Annotated in this window: 15 protein-coding genes and 1 other RNA gene; 11 read left to right on the forward strand and 5 right to left on the reverse strand. The window is 73.0% G+C overall.

The genetic code is table 11. From position 1 onward, the window contains the following. On the reverse strand, positions 1-1371 hold the full coding sequence (locus DNK56_RS05530; RefSeq protein WP_199563870.1) for an ABC transporter substrate-binding protein: 1371 nt from the start codon (positions 1369-1371) through the stop codon (positions 1-3). Between the two features lie 296 nt (positions 1372-1667). Next, complete coding sequence (locus tag DNK56_RS05535) at positions 1668-4910, reverse strand: FtsK/SpoIIIE domain-containing protein (protein WP_111330978.1); 3243 nt, start codon at positions 4908-4910, stop codon at positions 1668-1670. 401 nt (positions 4911-5311) lie between these two features. Here DNK56_RS05535 and DNK56_RS05540 point away from each other — a divergent pair, with 401 nt between their 5' ends. The 4 genes from DNK56_RS05540 (at position 5312) to DNK56_RS05555 (ending at position 10607) form a co-directional block, all read left to right on the forward strand. Beyond that, complete coding sequence (locus tag DNK56_RS05540; protein ID WP_111330979.1) at positions 5312-6982, forward strand: serine/threonine-protein kinase; 1671 nt, start codon at positions 5312-5314, stop codon at positions 6980-6982. Positions 6983-7167: 185 nt separating this feature from the next. Then, on the forward strand, positions 7168-8409 hold the full coding sequence (locus tag DNK56_RS05545) for a serine/threonine-protein kinase (protein ID WP_111330980.1): 1242 nt from the start codon (positions 7168-7170) through the stop codon (positions 8407-8409). 80 nt (positions 8410-8489) lie between these two features. Next, positions 8490-9596, forward strand: coding sequence for a peptide chain release factor 2 (gene prfB, locus DNK56_RS05550; protein ID WP_111330981.1), 1107 nt, complete (start codon positions 8490-8492; stop codon positions 9594-9596). Between the two features lie 318 nt (positions 9597-9914). Then, entirely contained in the window at positions 9915-10607 is a 693-nt protein-coding gene (locus tag DNK56_RS05555; protein WP_111330982.1) for an LPXTG cell wall anchor domain-containing protein, read from the forward strand. A gap of 82 nt (positions 10608-10689) precedes the next feature. Here the strand turns inward: DNK56_RS05555 and DNK56_RS05560 are convergent, their stop codons facing one another. Then, the gene (locus DNK56_RS05560) at positions 10690-10887 is read right to left on the reverse strand and encodes a hypothetical protein (protein WP_111330983.1); all 198 of its coding nucleotides are present in this window, start codon (positions 10885-10887) and stop codon (positions 10690-10692) included. 272 nt (positions 10888-11159) lie between these two features. Here DNK56_RS05560 and ftsE point away from each other — a divergent pair, with 272 nt between their 5' ends. From ftsE to ssrA, 5 genes are all read left to right on the forward strand, one after another. Next, positions 11160-11849, forward strand: coding sequence for a cell division ATP-binding protein FtsE (gene ftsE / locus DNK56_RS05565; protein ID WP_018555946.1), 690 nt, complete (start codon positions 11160-11162; stop codon positions 11847-11849). Positions 11850-11872: 23 nt separating this feature from the next. Then, positions 11873-12790: a permease-like cell division protein FtsX gene (gene ftsX, locus DNK56_RS05570; RefSeq protein WP_111330984.1), complete on the forward strand. Its 918-nt coding sequence runs from the start codon at positions 11873-11875 to the stop codon at positions 12788-12790. Between the two features lie 231 nt (positions 12791-13021). Then, entirely contained in the window at positions 13022-14209 is a 1188-nt protein-coding gene (locus DNK56_RS05575; protein ID WP_111330985.1) for a S41 family peptidase, read from the forward strand. 18 nt (positions 14210-14227) lie between these two features. After that, on the forward strand, positions 14228-14716 hold the full coding sequence (gene smpB, locus DNK56_RS05580) for an SsrA-binding protein SmpB (protein ID WP_111330986.1): 489 nt from the start codon (positions 14228-14230) through the stop codon (positions 14714-14716). A 92-nt stretch (positions 14717-14808) separates the two neighbouring features. Next, positions 14809-15195: a transfer-messenger RNA gene (ssrA, locus tag DNK56_RS05585) on the forward strand. Positions 15196-15359: 164 nt separating this feature from the next. On the opposite strand, the gene DNK56_RS05590 is transcribed toward ssrA, so the two are convergent. Both DNK56_RS05590 and DNK56_RS05595 read right to left on the reverse strand, forming a co-directional pair. Beyond that, on the reverse strand, positions 15360-15710 hold the full coding sequence (locus DNK56_RS05590) for an ASCH domain-containing protein (protein WP_111330987.1): 351 nt from the start codon (positions 15708-15710) through the stop codon (positions 15360-15362). A 32-nt stretch (positions 15711-15742) separates the two neighbouring features. Beyond that, on the reverse strand, positions 15743-17185 hold the full coding sequence (locus DNK56_RS05595) for a tetratricopeptide repeat protein (RefSeq protein WP_241989769.1): 1443 nt from the start codon (positions 17183-17185) through the stop codon (positions 15743-15745). Here DNK56_RS05595 and DNK56_RS05600 point away from each other — a divergent pair. Then, entirely contained in the window at positions 17156-17710 is a 555-nt protein-coding gene (locus DNK56_RS05600) for an orotate phosphoribosyltransferase (protein WP_241989770.1), read from the forward strand. The genes DNK56_RS05595 and DNK56_RS05600 overlap by 30 nt on opposite strands. Next, positions 17707-18384 carry an HAD family hydrolase gene (locus DNK56_RS05605; RefSeq protein ID WP_241989771.1) on the forward strand — a complete coding sequence of 226 codons (678 nt, stop codon included), beginning with the start codon at positions 17707-17709 and terminating at the stop codon, positions 18382-18384. Before DNK56_RS05600 ends, DNK56_RS05605 begins: the two co-directional genes overlap by 4 nt. The last annotated feature ends 63 nt before the right edge of the window (positions 18385-18447 follow it).

Below are 18447 nucleotides of genomic sequence, written 5' to 3' on the forward strand. Positions count from 1 at the left end.
TCAGCTCTTGTACGCCTTGGCCGCGGCGGACTCCAGCGCGGCCTGGGTCCCCGCGATGTCCTTCGGGTTCTTGAGGAAGTCCTGGAGGATCTTCCACTCGCCCTTGCCGGGCGTCCCGCCGAACGACTGCGGCGCCTGGTCGGACATGTCGAACCGGACGGCGTCACCGGCCGCGATCAGCGCCTTCGCCATCGTGCGCTGCACGTCGTTCGGGTACGCGGCCGGGTCCAGGCCCTTGTTGGGGGAGATGAACCCGCCCCGGCCGGCCGCGATCTTCGCCGCGTCGGTGGAGGCCAGCCAGGTGAGCAGCGCCTGGGCGCCCTTGCCGTCCTTGAGCGCGATCGCCGCGTCGCCGCCGGTCACCACGGGGGCCTCGGGGCCGACCGCGGGGAACGGGAAGACCTTGGCGTCCGTGCCGATCTTCGCCTTCGTCTGCGCGATGTTGACGCTGACGAAGTCGCCCTCGTAGACCATGGCGGCCTTCGGCTGGTCCCCGCCGGTGAACGTCTGGGTGACGGACGTCGGGAACTCGGTCTGCAGCGCGCCGTCGGCCCCGCCCGCGATCAGCGAGGGCTTGCCGAACAGCTGGGCCAGCGTGGTCAGCGCGTCCTTGACGGACCCGTCCGTCCACTTGATCTTGTGCTGGGCGAGCTGGTCGTACTTCTCCGGACCGGCCTGGGAGAGATAGATGTTCTCGAACCAGTCGGTGAGCGTCCAGCCGTCCGCGCCGCCCACCGAGACCGGCGTGACACCCGAGGCGGACACCGTCTCGGCGGTCTTCAGGAAGTCGTCCCAGGTCTTCGGCTCGCTCGCGCCCGCGTTCTCGAACGCCTTGGCGTTGTACCAGATCAGCGACTTGTTGGCGGCCTTGAAGTACACCCCGTACTGGGTGCCGTCCACCGTGCCGAGGTCCTGCCAGACCTTGGCGTAGTTCTTGCTCAGCTCGGCCTTGGCTTCGGCACCGACGGGCTTGGCCCACTTCTTCGCCACGGCCTGCTGGATCGCCCCCACCTGCGGGATCATCGCGACGTCCGGCGGCTGACCGCCCGCGATCTTCGTACCGAGGAAGTTGACGATCGGGTCCTGTGCCGGAACGAACGTCACCTGCGCGCCGGTCCGCTTCTCGAACTCGTCGAGCACCTTGACGAAGTTGGCCTGTTCCGGGCCCGTCCAGACCGCGGCGACCGAGAGCTTCTCACCGTCCAGTTTCGGTAAAACGACGCTCGGCGCGGAGCTCTTGTCCGGCGTGGAGGCGCCGTCGTCCGTCTTCTTCTCTCCGCCGTCGCCGTCGCCGCCGCAGGCGGTGAGGGCCAGAGCGCCGATGGCGGTGAACACCACGGCCGCCCTGCGAATACGAAGGGTTGTGCGCATCCCTGCCCCGTCTCTCTGTGCGCGTGCGCCGGACCGGCGCCGGTCCTGAAAGCCAGCGCTCCCGGTCATGCGTCACATCGTCGTGTGCGCACAGTCCTATGCCCGGCGCCCGGACGCCGCAATACCGCGCTCACCCCCAACTCCTTGATCGTGATGGCCTCGTGACGTGCCGTCAGTGCAGGTATCCGGCGATTGGGGGACGATCGGGCCGCCCGGCCCGGGACGCGGAGTCCGCCCGGTCCGGGGCGGCGGAGGGGGCGGCTCCGGCGCGGTGGCCGGACCGGCCGGAACCCGGGTCAGGGAACCAGGGGCGCCAGGGGTTGCGCGTTCACCGAACGCGCCGCCCGTTCCAGCGCGCTGGCGAGCAGCGCCAGGTCCGTCGGCCCGTTGCCCAGCTCCCGCACCGGGCGGCGGGTCGGCGGATCGCCCATCCGCTCCCACTCCAGCGGCACGACCGTCGGCCGCAGCGTCGCCGTACGCGGGATGCGGCCCGTCACCCGGCCGCCCTGGAACGGCGTCACCCGCCCGTCCGGATGCCCCAGCCGGCCCCGGCCCGGCGCCGGTTCGTCCGGCGAGGGCGGCACCGGGGGCGGATCGAGCACGATGCGCAGCCGGGCGCCGCGCGCCAGCTCCGTGTCCTCCGTGCGGTCCGGGCGGGCCGAGGCCGCGACCAGGTGCATGCCGAGCCGGCCGCCCTCACGGGCCACCGCCTCCAGCGCCCGCACCACCGAACCGGCCGCCGGCCGGCCGGGGCTCCCCAGCGCCGGGGCTATGAGCGCGTCGAAGTCGTCCACCAGCACCACCAGCCGGGGCAGCGGCGACGGCCCCGGATCGACGGGCCGGCCGCCGCCCGCGCGCAGCCGGAGCGTGCCGCTGGCCGGCGCCTCCACGTCGCCCCGCTGCGAGGGGACCGACGCCGCGGCCTGGCCCTGCTCGTCCTCCCGGCGGCTGTGCCACTCCTCGAACTCCAGCTCGCCGAGCAGTTCGGCCCGCCGCTTCACCTCGCCGCCCAGCGCCTGGGCGAACTCCCGCATCCGGACCGGGTCCGACGCCACCAGATGCGTGAACGCGTGCGGCAGCTCCGTACAGGGCCGCAGGGACTCGCCGCGCTCGCCGCCGGCCCCGTCCACCAGCACGATGCCCAGCCGGTCCGGCCGGGCGGCGGCGGCCAGCGACGCCGCGACGGCCCGCAGCAACTCGCTGCGCCCGCTGCCGCCGGGCCCCTCGATGAGCAGATGCGGCCCCTCGTCGGCCAGGTCCACACTCACCGCGCCGTGCGGCCCGGCACCCAGCACGACCACGGGCCGCCCGGCGTACACGGCCCCCCGGGGCGCGGCCCGCGTCACGGTCTGCGTACTCCCCGCGCCCTCGACGGCACCGCCCCCGGCGGAGTACAGCGTGCGCCCGGAATCACCGGTCGCGGTACGGGGGTACGGGGTGCGACCGGAGCCCGTGGTCGTCCGGTCCGGGTACGGCGTACGGCCGGACCCTGTCGTCGTCCGGTCCGGGTACGGGGTGCGGCCCGAGCCGCGGGTGTCCGGGGCCTGGGCCGCCGTGCGCTGGGCGCCCACGCGCGGCGCCGGGTGGTCGTCCGCGGCGGAGGCCCAGCGGGCCATCAGGGACGCCGGGGTGGCGCGGGCCAGGCCCAGCTCGTCCAGCAGCCGCGCGCTCGGCGGGAGCGCCACCGGCAGCGGGCGGTCGCCCGGCGCGGCCGAGCCCTCCGCCCGCAGCGGCGCCAGCGCCCGCCCGAACCGCTGCGCCCAGTGCGCCGACACCGCGTCCACCGAGGCCACCGTGCCGTGCCCGGCGGCCCGGCCGCCCGCCGTGCGCAGCAGCCGCAGGGCCGTCGCCACATCGCCGCTCAGCATGCCCACCGCCCCGCACTCGCGGAACGGGATCGACGCGTGGCACGCGGCCTCGTACGTGGCGGCGACGGGCGAGGTGGGCGTCGCGGCCGGGGTCTCGGCCAGACAGATGAGATGGATGCCCGCCGCCGAGCCGGCCGCGGCCAGCCGGGCGGTGCTCTCCCGGAGCGCGGCGGCGCCCGGATCGCCGTCCAGGATCACCACGGTGAACGGCCCCGTGCGGGCGCGGGCGGCCTCGGCGATCGTGGCCGGGTCCTGACTCGCCCAGCCCGGCCCGAGCGGCCCGTCGTCCAGCCGGCGGACCAGCTCGGCGGTCCGGGCGAGCGCCTGGTCCCGGTCGAACGCCAGCAGCAGCCGGCAGTCCTGGCCGTGCATCGGCCGCAGATGGGGCAGCCAGCCGAGCCAGGACCACTCCCGCCGCCGCTCCTCGGTGGAGCGGGTCCGGTCCGTGCTGATGAGGACGATCTCCAGGTCGGCGGGGGAGTGCAGCGCGGCCAGCTGCGCCACGCAGGACCGGGCGAGCCCGGACAGCCGCTCGCGCGGCCCGGCGAGCCCGAGCGAACCCGCCTCGCGCAGGCTCACGGTCACCGGCACGGCCGGCAGATCGGCCCGGTCGGTCGTGCCCAGCCGGACCACCAGCGCCTCCGGATGGTCGGGGGCGCGCTCCCACAGCCGGGGGCCGGGGCCCAGGGCGGTCAGCAGGACGGCCGCCGGGTCGGGCCAGGTGCCCTCCGGGGCCGCGGGCGGGGCGGCGGACACGGCGGGGGCGGGCGGCGCGGGCGGCTCCGGGGCCTCGGCCTCCGCGGGGACGGCCCTGGCGCCCTTGAAGCGGCGGGCCCAGGCGCCCAGGCCGCCGCGCCGGGGCACCTCCGGCCCGGCGGACCGCTCGGGCGGCCCGGCCGGTGCGCCGGGCGGGACGGGGGGCTCGGCGCCGTCCGGGAGGGGGTGTTCGTGGTGGGGCGGGCCGCTCGCGGGGGCGGCGGGCGCGGGCGCCTCGCCCCCCTGGTCCGGGGCGGGCGCGGCCGGGACGCGCGCCACACGCAGATGGCCCTCGCCGTCCGGCGTCGTCGGCAGCACCGGCGTACGCGCGCCGGAGGCGAGCCGCAGCGTCGACTCGCCGAGCCGGAGCAGCGCGCCGGGGGCCAGCCGGACCGGGCGGTCGCGGACCTGCGCCCCGTCCAGCGAGGTGCCGTTGGTGGAGCCGAGGTCGGCCACGGTGACCCGGCCGTCGTCCGAAACGGTCACCTCGCAGTGCAGCCGGGACACATCGGGGTCGTCCAGCGGGACGTCGGCCTCCGCCGAGCGGCCGACGCGCACCGTGCCGCCGTGCAGCAGATGGACACCGCCGGCGTCGGGCCCGGCGACCACCTGGAGCCGGGCGGGCACCACCTCGTCCACGGCCTCGTCCTCGCCGGGGGCCTGGAGCGAGAGCATCGCGCCGTCGACCAGGGGCGGCTCGCCGAGCGCGCAGCGCTGCGCGTCCAGCCGCTCCCGGCCCGCGAAGAGCACCACCGCACCGCTGCCCAGGGAGCCCTCCGGGCCCGCGACGGCCATCGCCAGGCCGGAGGCGACCGTGGCCAGGGCCGTCCCCGCTGGGGCGGTCACCAGCACATCGCAGGCGCGCGCCGGGGTCTGGCCGCTGGGCGGCGCGAGGACGGTCAGCCGGATCTGCATCGCCGTCAGCGGTCCCTTCTGCGCGCGGGCCCGGCCGGGGAGACGCCCTGTGATTCCCCCCACCCGACACGGACGCGTCGTCCGGTACAGGTTCGTCACGCACCGCGAGGCTCCCGACCCCACAGTGGTGCTCCAGGCATCCTCGCACCTGCCACTGACAACACGCCCGGCGGTCACCGGTAAGTGATCTTGAAAGGTCTGCTCCGCCCCCAAAAGTGCGGCATGACCGTTTCCCCCGGACCGCCGCGGCAACCATCCGCGCGACGCGGGCGTCTTCCCCCGCGACCCGTGCGTACGGGGCCGGGGGAGGGAGCCCCGTACAGCCTCTAGAGTGGGCCGGAAACTCCGGGAGGCATCTCCGGGGGGACCGCAAGTTCCACGACCAGCAGGGAGCGCATGACGTGCGGCCGGTAGGCAGCAAGTACCTGCTCGAGGAGCCGCTGGGACGCGGCGCCACGGGCACCGTCTGGCGCGCCAGCCAGCGCGAGGCGGCGGGCGCGGAGGCGGCCGTGGCCGGCCGGCCCGGCGAGACCGTGGCGATCAAGGTCCTCAAGGAGGAGCTGGCCAACGACGCGGACGTGGTGATGCGGTTCCTGCGGGAACGCTCCGTCCTGTTGCGGCTGACCCACCCCAACATCGTGCGCACCCGCGACCTCGTCGTCGAGGGCGACCTCCTCGCCCTCGTGATGGACCTGATCGACGGCCCCGACCTGCACCACTACCTGCGGGACAACGGACCGCTCACCCCGGTCGCCGCCGCCCTGCTCACCGCGCAGATCGCCGACGCGCTCGCCGCCAGCCACGCCGACGGGGTCGTCCACCGCGACCTCAAGCCCGCCAACGTGCTGCTCGCCGACCCGGACGGCGAGATGCGCCCGATGCTCACCGACTTCGGCATCGCGCGCCTCGCCGACTCGCCGGGGCTCACCAGGACCCACGAGTTCGTCGGCACCCCCGCCTATGTGGCGCCGGAGTCCGCCGAGGGCCGCCCGCAGACCTCCGCCGTGGACATCTACGGCGCCGGTATCCTGCTGTACGAGCTGCTCACCGGCCGCCCGCCGTTCGCCGGCGGCACCGCCCTCGAAGTCCTGCACCGGCACCTCAGCGAGGAGCCGCGCCGCCCCAGCACCGTCCCCGAGCCCCTGTGGACGGTCGTCGAGCGCTGCCTGAGCAAGGACCCCGACCGCCGCCCGAGCGCCGAGAACCTGGCCCGCGCCCTGCGGACGGTCGCCGCCGGCATCGGGGTGCACGCGAGTGCCGCGCAGATCGCCGCCGCCGACGGGGTCGCCGCCCTCCTCGCGCCGGACCCGGCGCCCACCGCCGTGCCCGAGGTCCCCGGCGCCGCCGACCCGACCCAGGTGCTGCCGAGCAACGCGGGCTCGTACGACCCGAACGGGGCCACCAGCGTCCTGCCGCACAGCGGTGGCCCCGGCGCCGGCCCGCAGGCCGACCCGACCGCCGTCCTGCCGCCCGTACCGCCGCGCCCGGAGGGCGAGCCGCGCCCCGAGGACCCGCACCCCTGGCAGTCCCAGCTCCGGGCCGCCCGCGACCGCAACGAGCAGACGCAGGTCCAGTACCTCGACCCGAGCGAGGACCCGCTGCGCCGCCGCCCGCAGCGCCGGCAGGCCCCGCCGCAGCAGCCGCGCGACCGGCAGCCCTACCAGCAGCCCGCGCCGCAGCCGTACCAGCAGCCGCAGCAGTACCAGCCGCAACCGCAGCCCCAGCGGCAGTACCGGCCGCAGCCCCAGCAGCAGTACGCGCCCCCGCCGCAGCAACAGCAGTACGCGCCGCCGCAGCAGCCTCAGCAACCCCAGCAGCCGGCGCCGCGCCCGCCCCGCGAGCCGAGGCGGCGCAGCGCCAACCCGATGAAGATCCCCGGACTCGGCTGCCTCAAGGGCTGCCTGTTCACGCTGGTCCTGCTCTTCGTGGCGAGCTGGCTGATCTGGGAGCTGACCCCGCTCAAGGACTGGATCGGCCAGGGCCAGAGCTACTGGAACGCCATCACCGACGCCGTCTCCACGGTGAAGGACTGGTTCTCCGAACTGGGCGGCAGCGGCAGCGGCGGCAACTGACGCACGTACGACTCAGTAGCCATGACGGCTCTGTAGCTATATCGACTTCCGCGGGCCGAATCCGGGGCGATTCGCCCGCAGAAGCGAAGGTTGGCGCCGACCGCGGCGCACGGACCCCCGATCGCCGCGTAACTTTGTCGACCGGGGGTTGTTGGGGTCCATCGCCAGCCGCTGAGGGAGCAGTCTTGGCACGGAAAATCGGCAGCCGGTACACCGCCCACCAGATACTGGGGCGCGGCAGCGCCGGCACGGTGTGGCTCGGGGACGGCCCCGAGGGCTCCGTCGCCATCAAACTGCTCCGCGAGGACCTCGCGTCCGACCAGGAGCTCGTCGGCCGGTTCGTCCAGGAGCGCACCGCGCTGCTCGGACTCGACCACCCGCACGTCGTCGCCGTCCGCGACCTCGTGGTCGACGGCAACGACCTCGCCCTCGTCATGGACCTCGTCCGGGGCACCGACCTGCGCACCCGGCTCGACCGCGAACGCCGGCTGGCCCCCGAGGCCGCCGTCGCCATCGTCGCCGACGTCGCGGACGGCCTCGCCGCCGCGCACGCCGCCGGGATCGTCCACCGCGACGTCAAGCCCGAGAACATCCTGCTCGACATGGAGGGCCCGCTCGGCCCCGGCAACTCCCACCCCGCGCTGCTCACCGACTTCGGCGTCGCCAAGCTCATCGACACCCCGCGCCGCACCAAGAGCAGCAAGATCATCGGCACCCCGGACTACCTGGCCCCCGAGATCGTCGAGGGCCTGCCGCCGCGCGCCGCCGTGGACATCTACGCCCTGGCCACCGTCCTGTACGAGCTCCTCGCGGGCTTCACGCCGTTCGGCGGCGGCCACCCCGGCGCGGTGCTGCGCCGCCATGTCACCGAGACCGTCGTCCCGCTCCCCGGCATCCCCGACGAGCTGTGGCAGCTGCTCGTCCAGTGCCTCGCCAAGGCCCCGGCCTCCCGGCTGCGCGCCTCCGAACTGGCCGCCCGGCTGCGCGAGCAGCTGCCGCAGCTGGCCGGCATCCCGCCGCTGGAGGTGGACGAGCCGGACGAGGAGCCGGAGAGCGCGCCCGGCTACGACGAGCAGCAGTACACCCCGGCCGGCGACGAGCCCCGCAGGCGCGGCGCCGTCCCGCTGGTGCCCGGCTCCTCCCCGGACTCCAACCGCGACACCCACACCAGCATGCGCGTACCGGCCCCCGACGAGCTGTCCGGCGGCCCCCGGGGCACCGCCCGCGCCCCGCGCGCCCCCGGCCGCCCCCGCCCCGGCTCGGCCCGCAACAAGGCGGCGGCCGTCCGCAAGCGCCGGCTGACGCTGGGGGCCGCGGCCCTGGTGCTGGTGGCCGGGCTCGGCGCGGCCGGCTGGCTGGCGTTCAGCGGCGACGACGCGGACCCCGGACCCCGGGAGACGGAGAACTCCGCCCCGGCGACCCCGTGACGGGTGCGCGCCGCGGTGGCCGCGCGGGGTGATCCGGCGGCCCGAGGAACGCCCGCGCCGACAGCCGTTACGCTGGACCCGTGGCAGTCGTCGATATTTCCGAAGAGCTGAAGTCCCTCTCCTCGACCATGGGGTCGATCGAGGCCGTCCTGGACCTGGATGCGCTGAGGGGGGACATCGCCGTACTTGAGGAGCAGGCGGCCGCCCCGTCCCTGTGGGACGACCCCGAGGCGGCGCAGAAGATCACCAGCAAGCTGTCCCACCTCCAGGCCGAGGTCCGCAAGGCCGAGGCCCTGCGCGCCCGGATCGACGACCTCGAGGTCCTCTTCGAGCTCGCCGAGGCCGAGGACGACGCGGACGCGCTCGCCGAGGCCGAGGCCGAGCTGGAGGCCGTCCGCAAGGCGCTGGACGAGATGGAGGTCCGTACCCTCCTCTCCGGCGAGTACGACGCGCGCGAGGCGCTGGTCACCATCCGCGCCGAGGCCGGCGGGGTGGACGCGGCGGACTTCGCCGAGCGGCTCCAGCGGATGTACCTGCGCTGGGCCGAGCGGCACAACTACAAGACCGAGGTCTACGAGACGGCGTACGCGGAGGAGGCCGGCATCAAGTCGACCACCTTCGCCGTCGAGGTCCCGTACGCCTACGGCACCCTCTCCGTCGAGCAGGGCACCCACCGCCTGGTGCGCGTCTCGCCGTTCGACAACCAGGGCCGCCGCCAGACCTCCTTCGCGGGCGTCGAGGTGCTGCCCGTGGTCGAGCAGACCGACCACGTCGAGATCGACGAGTCCGACCTGCGCGTCGACGTGTACCGCTCCTCCGGCCCCGGCGGCCAGGGCGTCAACACCACGGACTCCGCGGTCCGGCTGACCCACCTGCCGACCGGCATCGTCGTCTCCTGTCAGAACGAGCGCTCGCAGATCCAGAACAAGGCGTCCGCGATGAACGTCCTGCAGGCCAAGCTCCTGGAGCGGCGCCGCCAGGAGGAGCAGGCCAGGATGAACGCCCTCAAGGGCGACGGCGGCAACTCCTGGGGCAACCAGATGCGCTCCTACGTCCTGCATCCGTACCAGATGGTCAAGGACCTGCGTACGGAGTTCGAGATGGGCAACCCGGACGCCGTCTTCAACGGCGAGATCGACGGCTTCATCGAGGCCGGTATCCGCTGGCGCAAGCAGAGCGAGAAGTAGCCGCACCTTTCGGACGGGCGCGCGGGCCGGTGGACGACCCGCGCGCTTTTGCGTGCCGCATGCGTCACAGTTGCCGGTCCTGAATGGCCATCAAGTCCCCCTGAAACGGGCCGTATCGCCCCACAACCGCCTTGACGTTCTCCGCAACCCCGGCAAGGGTGCTTGGGCAGCGTGTGTATCTCCGGGGCGGTTGTGAGCGGGGGCGGGCTGCCCGGCCGCCGTACCAGGCGGGCCGGAGCCCGGAGCGAACCCCGCCGGACGACCACCCGGTCCTGCCGCTGCTCCATCGACGAGAACGGCTACTGGGGGTAGCAGTACATGACGAAGAAGACGCGCGTACGCGTCGCGCGGATCGCGGCGGGCGCGGTCATCGCCGCAGGTGCCTCGCTGACCGCGGCCGGGGCGGCCCAGGCGGTCGGAATCGGCGTCGAGGTCGGGGGCGTGGAGATCGGCGCCCAGACCGCGGGTGACCAGGGCGACGGCGAGGAAGAGGGCGAGCCGTGCAACCCGCTCGACCCGCGCTGCGAGCCGACGACGCCCACCACGCCGACGACTCCGACCACGCCGACGACGCCGACGACACCCACCACTCCGACGACGCCGACGACGCCGACGACGCCCACGACTCCGAGCACGCCGACGACGCCGACGACACCCACCACTCCGACGACCCCGACGACGCCGACCACTCCGGCGAGTCCGACGGGGAAGCCGACCCCGGGCCCGTCCGAGTCGGCCGACCCCTCGGACCCGACCCCGACCCCGACCGGGACGGCGGACACCGGCCCCGACAGCGCCCCGGCGGGCCTCTTCGGTGACGACGGCACCGACAACACCGACCCCGACTCGGTCGGCAACCAGCCGGTCGAGCAGGGCAAGGGCAAGGACGAGCTCGCCGAGACCGGTGCGGCCGAGACCACGTTCCTGCTGGTCGGCGCCGCGACGATGATCGCCGGCGGCATCGGCTTCCGCATCCTGCCGCGCCTGGTCGGCAACCGCACGGCCGCCTGATTCCGGCCGCGCCGCGACGCGAGGGGCCCGGACCGCGACGAGCGGTCCGGGCCCCTGTGCGTACGTACGGGCCGGGCGGGCGCTATCCGGCGTGCTGCGCCAGCAGCGCCAGGGCGCCCAGGAGCACCACCAGCAGGGCGACCAGCATGGCCGGGTTCAGCCCGCCGAAGGGGCCCTGCTCCTGCTCCCGCATCCGCTCACGGCTCGCCCGGCACACGGGGCAGCGGCCCTCGGTGACGGGTGCCGCGCAGTTCGCGCACACCAGTCGGTCGTAGGTCATGCGCTTTCCTCCTCCCGCGCGGCGGAGCCGCACAAGCAATCTCTCCGCACAACGCTCACGGAAACGCAACCGTTCCCCCTACCACTGTGCCAGCTCGCGCGCCGATCGGCCCGTCCCGCCCGTCACGGCCCCGCGACAACCCTGCCGCCGCACCGTCGCGGAACCGGGTCCGATTCACCGTAAATCACCCATCCCGGTACGCGTGCCTGCACGGTCGAGCCCGGTTCGCGTAAGGTCACGCTCACCTACTCCCGGCCGACCGTGGTGCATCCGTGATCCGATTCGACAACGTCTCCAAGACCTACCCGAGGCAGAGCCGCCCCGCTCTCCGGGATGTGTCGCTCGACATCGAGAAGGGCGAGTTCGTCTTCCTGGTGGGCTCCTCCGGCTCCGGCAAGTCCACCTTCATGCGGCTCATCCTGCGCGAGGAACGCGCCAGCACCGGGGCCGTCCACGTCCTGGGCAAGGACCTCGCGCGCATGTCCAACTGGAAGGTGCCGCACATGCGCCGCCAGCTGGGCACCGTCTTCCAGGACTTCCGCCTGCTGCCCAACAAGACCGTCGCGCAGAACGTGGCGTTCGCCCAGGAAGTGATCGGCAAGCCGCGCGGCGAGATCCGTAAGGCCGTGCCGCAGGTCCTCGACCTCGTCGGACTCGGCGGCAAGGAGGACCGGATGCCCGGCGAGCTGTCCGGTGGTGAGCAGCAGCGCGTGGCGATCGCACGGGCCTTCGTCAACCGCCCCATGCTGCTGATCGCGGACGAGCCGACCGGCAACCTCGACCCGCAGACCTCCGTCGGCATCATGAAGCTGCTGGACCGGATCAACCGGACCGGCACCACCGTGATCATGGCGACCCACGACCAGAACATCGTGGACCAGATGCGCAAGCGCGTCATCGAGTTGGAGAAGGGCCGTCTCGTACGCGACCAGGCGCGCGGCGTCTACGGCTACCAGCACTGAGCACCCAGCACTGAAAGGACGCCATGCGCGCCCAGTTCGTCCTGTCGGAGATCGGCGTCGGCCTCCGTCGCAACCTCACGATGACGTTCGCCGTCGTCGTCTCCGTCGCCCTCTCGCTCGCCCTGTTCGGTGGCGCGCTGCTCATGCGCGAGCAGGTCAGCACGATGAAGGACTACTGGTACGACAAGGTCAACGTCTCCATCTACCTCTGCGGCAAGGGCGACGCGGAGACGGTGGTCCAGTGCGCCAAGGGTGCGGTCACCAAGCAGCAGAAGGACCAGATCGAGGCCGATCTGGGGAAGATGGACGTCGTGGAGAAGGTGATCTACGAGTCCTCCGACGAGGCGTACAAGCACTACCAGGAGGAGTTCGGCGACTCCCCGATGGCCGGCAACATCACGCCGGACCAGATGCCCGAGTCCTTCCGGGTCAAGCTCAAGGACCCGACCAAGTACAAGGTCGTCGCCACCGCCTTCGCCGGACGCGACGGGGTCCAGTCGGTCCAGGACCAGCGGAGCATCCTGGACAACCTCTTCGGACTGATGAACGGCATGAACGTCGCCGCGCTCTTCGTGATGGCGCTCATGCTCGTCATCGCGCTGATGCTGATCGTCAACACCGTGCGCGTCTCCGCGTTCTCCCGGCGCCGGGAGACCGGGATCATGCGGCTCGTCGGCGCCTCCGGCTTCTACATCCAGGCGCCGTTCATCATGGAGGCGGCCTTCGCCGGTCTCATCGGCGGGGTGCTGGCCTGCGTGATGCTGCTGGCCGGGCGCTACTTCCTGATCGACGGCGGCCTCGCGCTCAAGGACAAGCTCAACCTGATCGACTTCATCGGCTGGGACGCGGTCCTCACCAAGCTGCCGCTGGTACTGGCGATCGGCCTGCTGATGCCCGCCGTGGCGGCTCTCTTCGCACTGCGCAAGTACCTGAAGGTGTGATGTGCGCCCCGTGAGGCGCACGGACAACGTCCCATGCGCCCCACAGGCGTTGTCCCAGGGGGTGTCCTGCCGGCCAGGGCCGGGTCCGCGACTCCTGGCACGGCACCTCGCGGCGTTGTCGTCAATCACCAACGCTCCGCGTTGACTCAATCCTCCGCCTTGCGATGCACCGCACCAGGTGTCGCGGCCTTTCCGACCCTGGCCGGCAGGACACCCCCTAGACTCGGCGCCATGTCGGACCCCGAATGTCGCGTCGGGCCCCGCGGTCTGCGCCGCGGGGCGGCCCTGACGCTGGTCTTCGCCGGCGTCCTCGCCACCGGGGCCGCGACGGGCGCGCTGCCCCGCGGCGAGCAGCGGGAGCCCCGGGTGCACACCCGGTCCGTCGCCGCCACCGCCGACCGTGACGCGGTCGCCGAGGCCGCCGCCGACGCGGTCGCCGACGGCAAGTCCGGTACGGAGGCGGCCGAGGAGGTCGTCAGCCGCAGCGGCGACCGCTGGGGCGCCGTGTACGACCAGCGCGAGTACCAGGAGTTCGAGCAGGCCCTCGACGGCAGCTACACCGGCGTCGGGCTCGCCGCCCGGCGCTCCGCGGACGGCCAGGTCGCCGTCGCCCGCGTCCAGCCCGGCAGCCCCGCCGACCGCGCGGGCATCCGCCCCGGCGACCTGCTGCGCACCGTGGACGGCCGCCGCGTGGACCGGATGCCGGTCTCCGACGTGGTGGCCCTGCTGCGCGGCGACCGGACCGGCGCGAAGGCGGGCAGCACGGTGCGCCTGGGGGTGCGCCGGGGGGCCGCCACCCGGACCGAGACGCTGCGCCGGGCCCGCCTCGCCGTCGAGTCGGTGACCGTGCGGCCGGTCGCGGCGGAGCGCTCGGGCCCGTCCGGCGCGGTCCGGATCGAGGTCGGCTCGTTCACCAAGGGCTCCGGGGACGCCGTGCGCGAGGCGGTCCGGCAGGCGCCGCCGGGTGCCGGGGTCCTGCTGGACCTGCGCGGCAACGCGGGCGGACTGGTCACCGAGGCGGTCACCGCGGCCTCCGCCTTCCTGGACGGCGGCCTGGTCGCCACGTACGACGTGCACGGCGAGCAGCGGGCCCTGTACGCGGAGGCGGGCGGCGACACCGGGCGGCCGGTGGTGGTCCTGGTGGACGGCGGCACGATGAGCGCGGCCGAGCTGGTCACCGGGGCGCTCCAGGACCGGGGCCGGGCGGTCACGGTGGGTTCGCGGACCTTCGGCAAGGGTTCCGTGCAGATGCCGAGCCGGCTCGCGGGCGGTTCGGTCGCCGAGCTGACCGTGGGCCACTACCGGACCCCGGCGGGTCACGGCGTGGACGGCGAGGGCATCACCCCGGACCTCGTGGTGACCTCGCGGGCCCAGGAGCGGGCCGAGACGGTATTGAGTGGCCTCGGGGGCGGTTCGTAGTGCGAAAATGGCCGCACTATGGCTAAGGAAAAGGACACCGGGCGCAAGCTCATCGCGCAGAACAAGAAGGCGCGCCACGACTACACCATCCTCGACACCTACGAGTGCGGGCTCGTGCTCATGGGAACCGAGGTCAAATCGCTGCGGATGGGCCGGGCGTCGCTGGTCGACGGCTTCGTCCAGATCGACGGCGGCGAGGCGTGGCTGCACAACGTGCACGTCCCGGAGTACGTGCAGGGCACCTGGACCAACCACTCCGCCAAGCGCAAGCGCAAGCTGCTGATGCACCGCGCCGAGATCGACAAGCTGGAGTCGAAGTCCCAGGAGACCGGTCACACGATCGTGCCGCTCTCGCTGTACTTCGTGAACGGCCGGGTCAAGGCGGAGATCGCGCTCGCCAAGGGCAAGAAGGAGTACGACAAGCGGCAGACGCTGCGCGAGAAGCAGGACACCAGGGAGACGAACCGCGCGATCGCGGCGGCCCGCCGCCGCCAGCGGAGCGCCTGACCAGGAATACGCTGGCATCGTCGTGCGTTGGTCACGTACGATGGGCACCACACCCCACGGAGGGTGTGCGCACCACCTTGAAAAATCAACATGGGGATGATCGGTTTCGACAGCGGATGTCGAAGCAGGGGAAGCGAGTCGAGGAAGCGGCAATGATCTCGTAAACCATATGTCGCAACCAATAATCGCCAATTCCAAGCGCGATTCCTCCGCCTTCGCCCTCGCTGCCTAATTAGCAGCTAGCGAAGACTCTGCGGAGTGTCAGCCCGGGGGTGATCCCGACCCGGACCCTGGCATCATCAAGGGATCTAAACTTCTGCGTCCGGTCACGGGTCGCAGAAGGAAATCAAACAGTGACTGGGCCTGTCGGAGGCTTGTCCGCGTGACCTCCGAGGCCGAGAAAAGCGTAGCGGACTGCACTCGGAGAAGCCCTGGTTCCGCACCGTTGGACGCGGGTTCGATTCCCGCCATCTCCACAATTCCCATGTGGCCTCCGGCCTGCGAAAACAGTCGCAGGCCGGAGGCGTTTTCATGCCCGTGAAGGCGTCTCGTCATGTACATACCAGCGGGCGGGATCGCGTACCCGGCTGCCCTGGCGAATGGGTTCACGACGAGGGCGGCGGCCCCGTTCCGGGTCGCTGATCTACGCGAGGATGAGGTGGAGCGCGAAGGCGCCCAAGGCTTCTTTCTCGGGCGGGTAGATGTCGCGGATCGCGGCTACGAGCTGGTCGTGGGTCATGTCCGGTCCGCCGATCGCGGCGGGTTCCTCGGCGTCCAGCATCGCGGCGAATGAGCCGTACTCCTTCACCGCGGTGATTCGGGTGGTCAGCGTCTCGTCCGCGCAGGCGATGGTCAGGGTGTCCCCGGCGGCCATCCTGCGGATCTTGGGGTAGCCGACGCGGACCTCGACGGTCTTCGCGCCGGAGGCGATCAGGTCGAAGTACGGCTTGCGGATACTGAGGGAGTGCTCGGCCCTCCGCTGGTCGCCGGTCACGTCTCGTCTCCTTCGGGGGCGGGCTTCAACGGTCAGGGGCGGACCGGACGGGCGGCCGCGTCAGTGGTGGCCAGCCGTTCGCGCAGGCCCTCGACTGCGGCCTGGCGAGGGTAGCGGCGGGTGAGATACGAGGTGAGGTCGCCGGCCCGGTGGCGTACGGAGTCGACGACGCGGGCGGAGTCGAGGGCTTGGTGGCCCAGCGCCACGGCGTCGTCGGGGTTGCCGAGAAGGGCATGGGCGAGGGCCATGTCGATGCGGGCGATGGCCTCCCGGCTGGGGGACCTCGATGCTGCTGGGGCGGCCTTGTAGGTCGCCAGGGCCTGTTCGGCGTGCTCGCGGGCTTCTTCGGCCTGGCCGAGCCAGATGCACGAGGTTGCTGGGTAGGAGGTGAGGGCGTAGTCGGCCAGCGGCAGCACGTCCATGCCGAAGCGGCGGGGCGAGCGGGGAGGCAGGAGCCGGTAGGCATCCTCGGCTGCCCGGTAGGCGGTGGTGAAGCCGTCCGCGTCACCGTCGGCGGCGGCCGCGCGGGCGGCCTGAGCGTGCAGCCGCACGGTCAGCGGATGGGTGGCCGGGGCCTCGACGAGGCCCTTGAGGGCGGCGTCTCGGGCCTTGCCGGGCCGCTGCTCGTACAGGTTGATGGAGGCAGAGGCGTCCATGGCCCACGCGCACAGCTGGCCGTGTCCGGCCTGCTGGCCGTGGACGAAGGCGTCGGTGGTGAACGCCAGGCCGGTACGGGCGTCGCCGAGGTCGTGGGCGAGCCACGCCAAGAGCTCGGACAGCCAGCCGGCGAACGCCAGCAGTTCGCGTTCCTGGCGGTGGGTGTGGCGGCCTCTGAGGAGGGCGTCGACCTTGCGCCGGTAGTCCATCACCGCGTCGAAGACGGCCCTGGGAGGCTTGAGCGAGTACGCCCGGTTGAACTCGGTGACTGCGAGGTCGAGGTGGTCCAGGGTTCCCGAGCCGAGTGAGGTCGCCTCGGCCTGCCGGGTGAACTCCATGGCCTCGGCGGCGGCCTGCTGGAGGATCTGGGATGCGGCGGCCGGGGAGACCATGGCCAGTCCGGCGAGCTTGACCGCGTCGCGACGTTTCGTTGCCCCCACCTCCGTGAAGGTCTGCGGACTTGCACCTGTGCCTTCCGTTTTCCCCTGGAGAAGGGTTCCATCCGGTCCGTCCCCGTTCCAAAGCGGATCGGCGTGGTCCTGCGCGGGGGCGGGTGAGTAGTCGCGGGCGAATCCCAGCTCGACGGGGTTGGTGGCCAGCAGACGGCACAGCAGGTCTTGGTAGTCGGGGCTGGGCAGGCCGCCGGCCTCCCAGTCCTTCCAGGACCGTTCGGACAGTCCCACCTTGGCCAGGTTCTCGTCCTCGACGAACTGGTGGGTGGCGGCGACGGCCTGGGCGACGGTCCACCCCACCGAGAGGCGGCGGCACTTGAGACGGTGGTGGCCGCAGTGGTCCTCGATCTGGGCCGCGATCTGCACGATGAGGACCTGCGGCACCGGGTCGGGGGGAACGCCCCCGACGCGTTCACCCTGGCAGGCGGACAGGTACTGGACGCGTACTTCGACGAGTACCGCCTGGCCGCCTACCCGCAGCTGCTGCACGATGTCGCCGACGCGATGGCCGCCCTCGTTCCCGAGGATGCCGAAGTGCTGGCCGGGATCGAGCTGGGTGGCGTCCCCCTGGCCATCGCCCTGGCGGCCGCGACCGGACTGCCGGCCGCGTTCCTGCGGCGGTTGCCCAAGCGCTACGGCTCCAAGCGGCAGATCGAGGGCGCCGACGTCACCGGGCGGCAGGTCGTCCTGGTCGACGACGTGGTCCGCTCCGGCGGCCAGCTGCTGGCCATGACCCGGATACTGCGGGTTGCCGGAGCCCCGGTCACCCACGCGCTGTGCGTACTGGAACGCCCACTCGGCGGGAGGCTTCTGCTGGATGAGCACGGCGTCGCCCTCCACCCGCTGCTGACCGAGGCCGACCTGCCCACGGCCAAGGAGCCGGCGTCGTGACGGGGGCGGTGCTGTTCGACATGGACGGGGTTCTGCTGGACAGCCGGACCGCGATGCTGGGCGCCCTCGCCGGGGTCGCGACCGCCGCTCTGGGGCGCCGCATTACCGCCGCAGACCTGCCGCCGGACGCGCTCACCATCCCGCGGGTGGAGGTCCTGACCGCACTCGGCGTCGCCAAGGCGGACGAGCTCTGCTCCATCTGGTGGGACGCGGCCCTGGCCACCGCCGCCAACACCGCCCCGTTCCCGGGGGTGCTGGACGGGCTGACGGCGATCAAGACGGCCGGGATCGCGACGGGCCTGGTCACCCTGCAGCCCCGCACCCGGCTGCCCTGGCTGCTGCCTCGAGCCGTTCTCGCGCTGTTGGACGTGACCGTCCGCTGGGAGGACGCCGAACCCAAGCCCTCCCCGGACGGGCTCCTGCTCGCCCTGGGCAAGCTCGGCGCCGCCCCGTTCGAGACGGTGTTCCTCGGCGACACCGTCGGAGACATCGCCGCCGCCCGCGCGGCCGGCATCACCCCGCTCGGGGCCGCATGGGGCTATGCCGGACCCGCCGCACTCAAGGCGGCCGGGGCCGCCACGGTCCTGGACGACCCGGCCCTCATCGGGCCTGGCCTGCTGGACTGCACGTCCTGCCCGACCGGCGGGCTCACGGCGACGACACGCACACGCTAAGTGATCTTGACACCGGACCCGCTACAGTCGTTGGTGCAGCAGACCAGGACAGCCGCTCTGGCG

Origin of the sequence: Streptomyces sp. AC1-42W (assembly GCF_003248355.1) — a bacterium.
GTDB lineage: Bacteria > Actinomycetota > Actinomycetes > Streptomycetales > Streptomycetaceae > Streptomyces.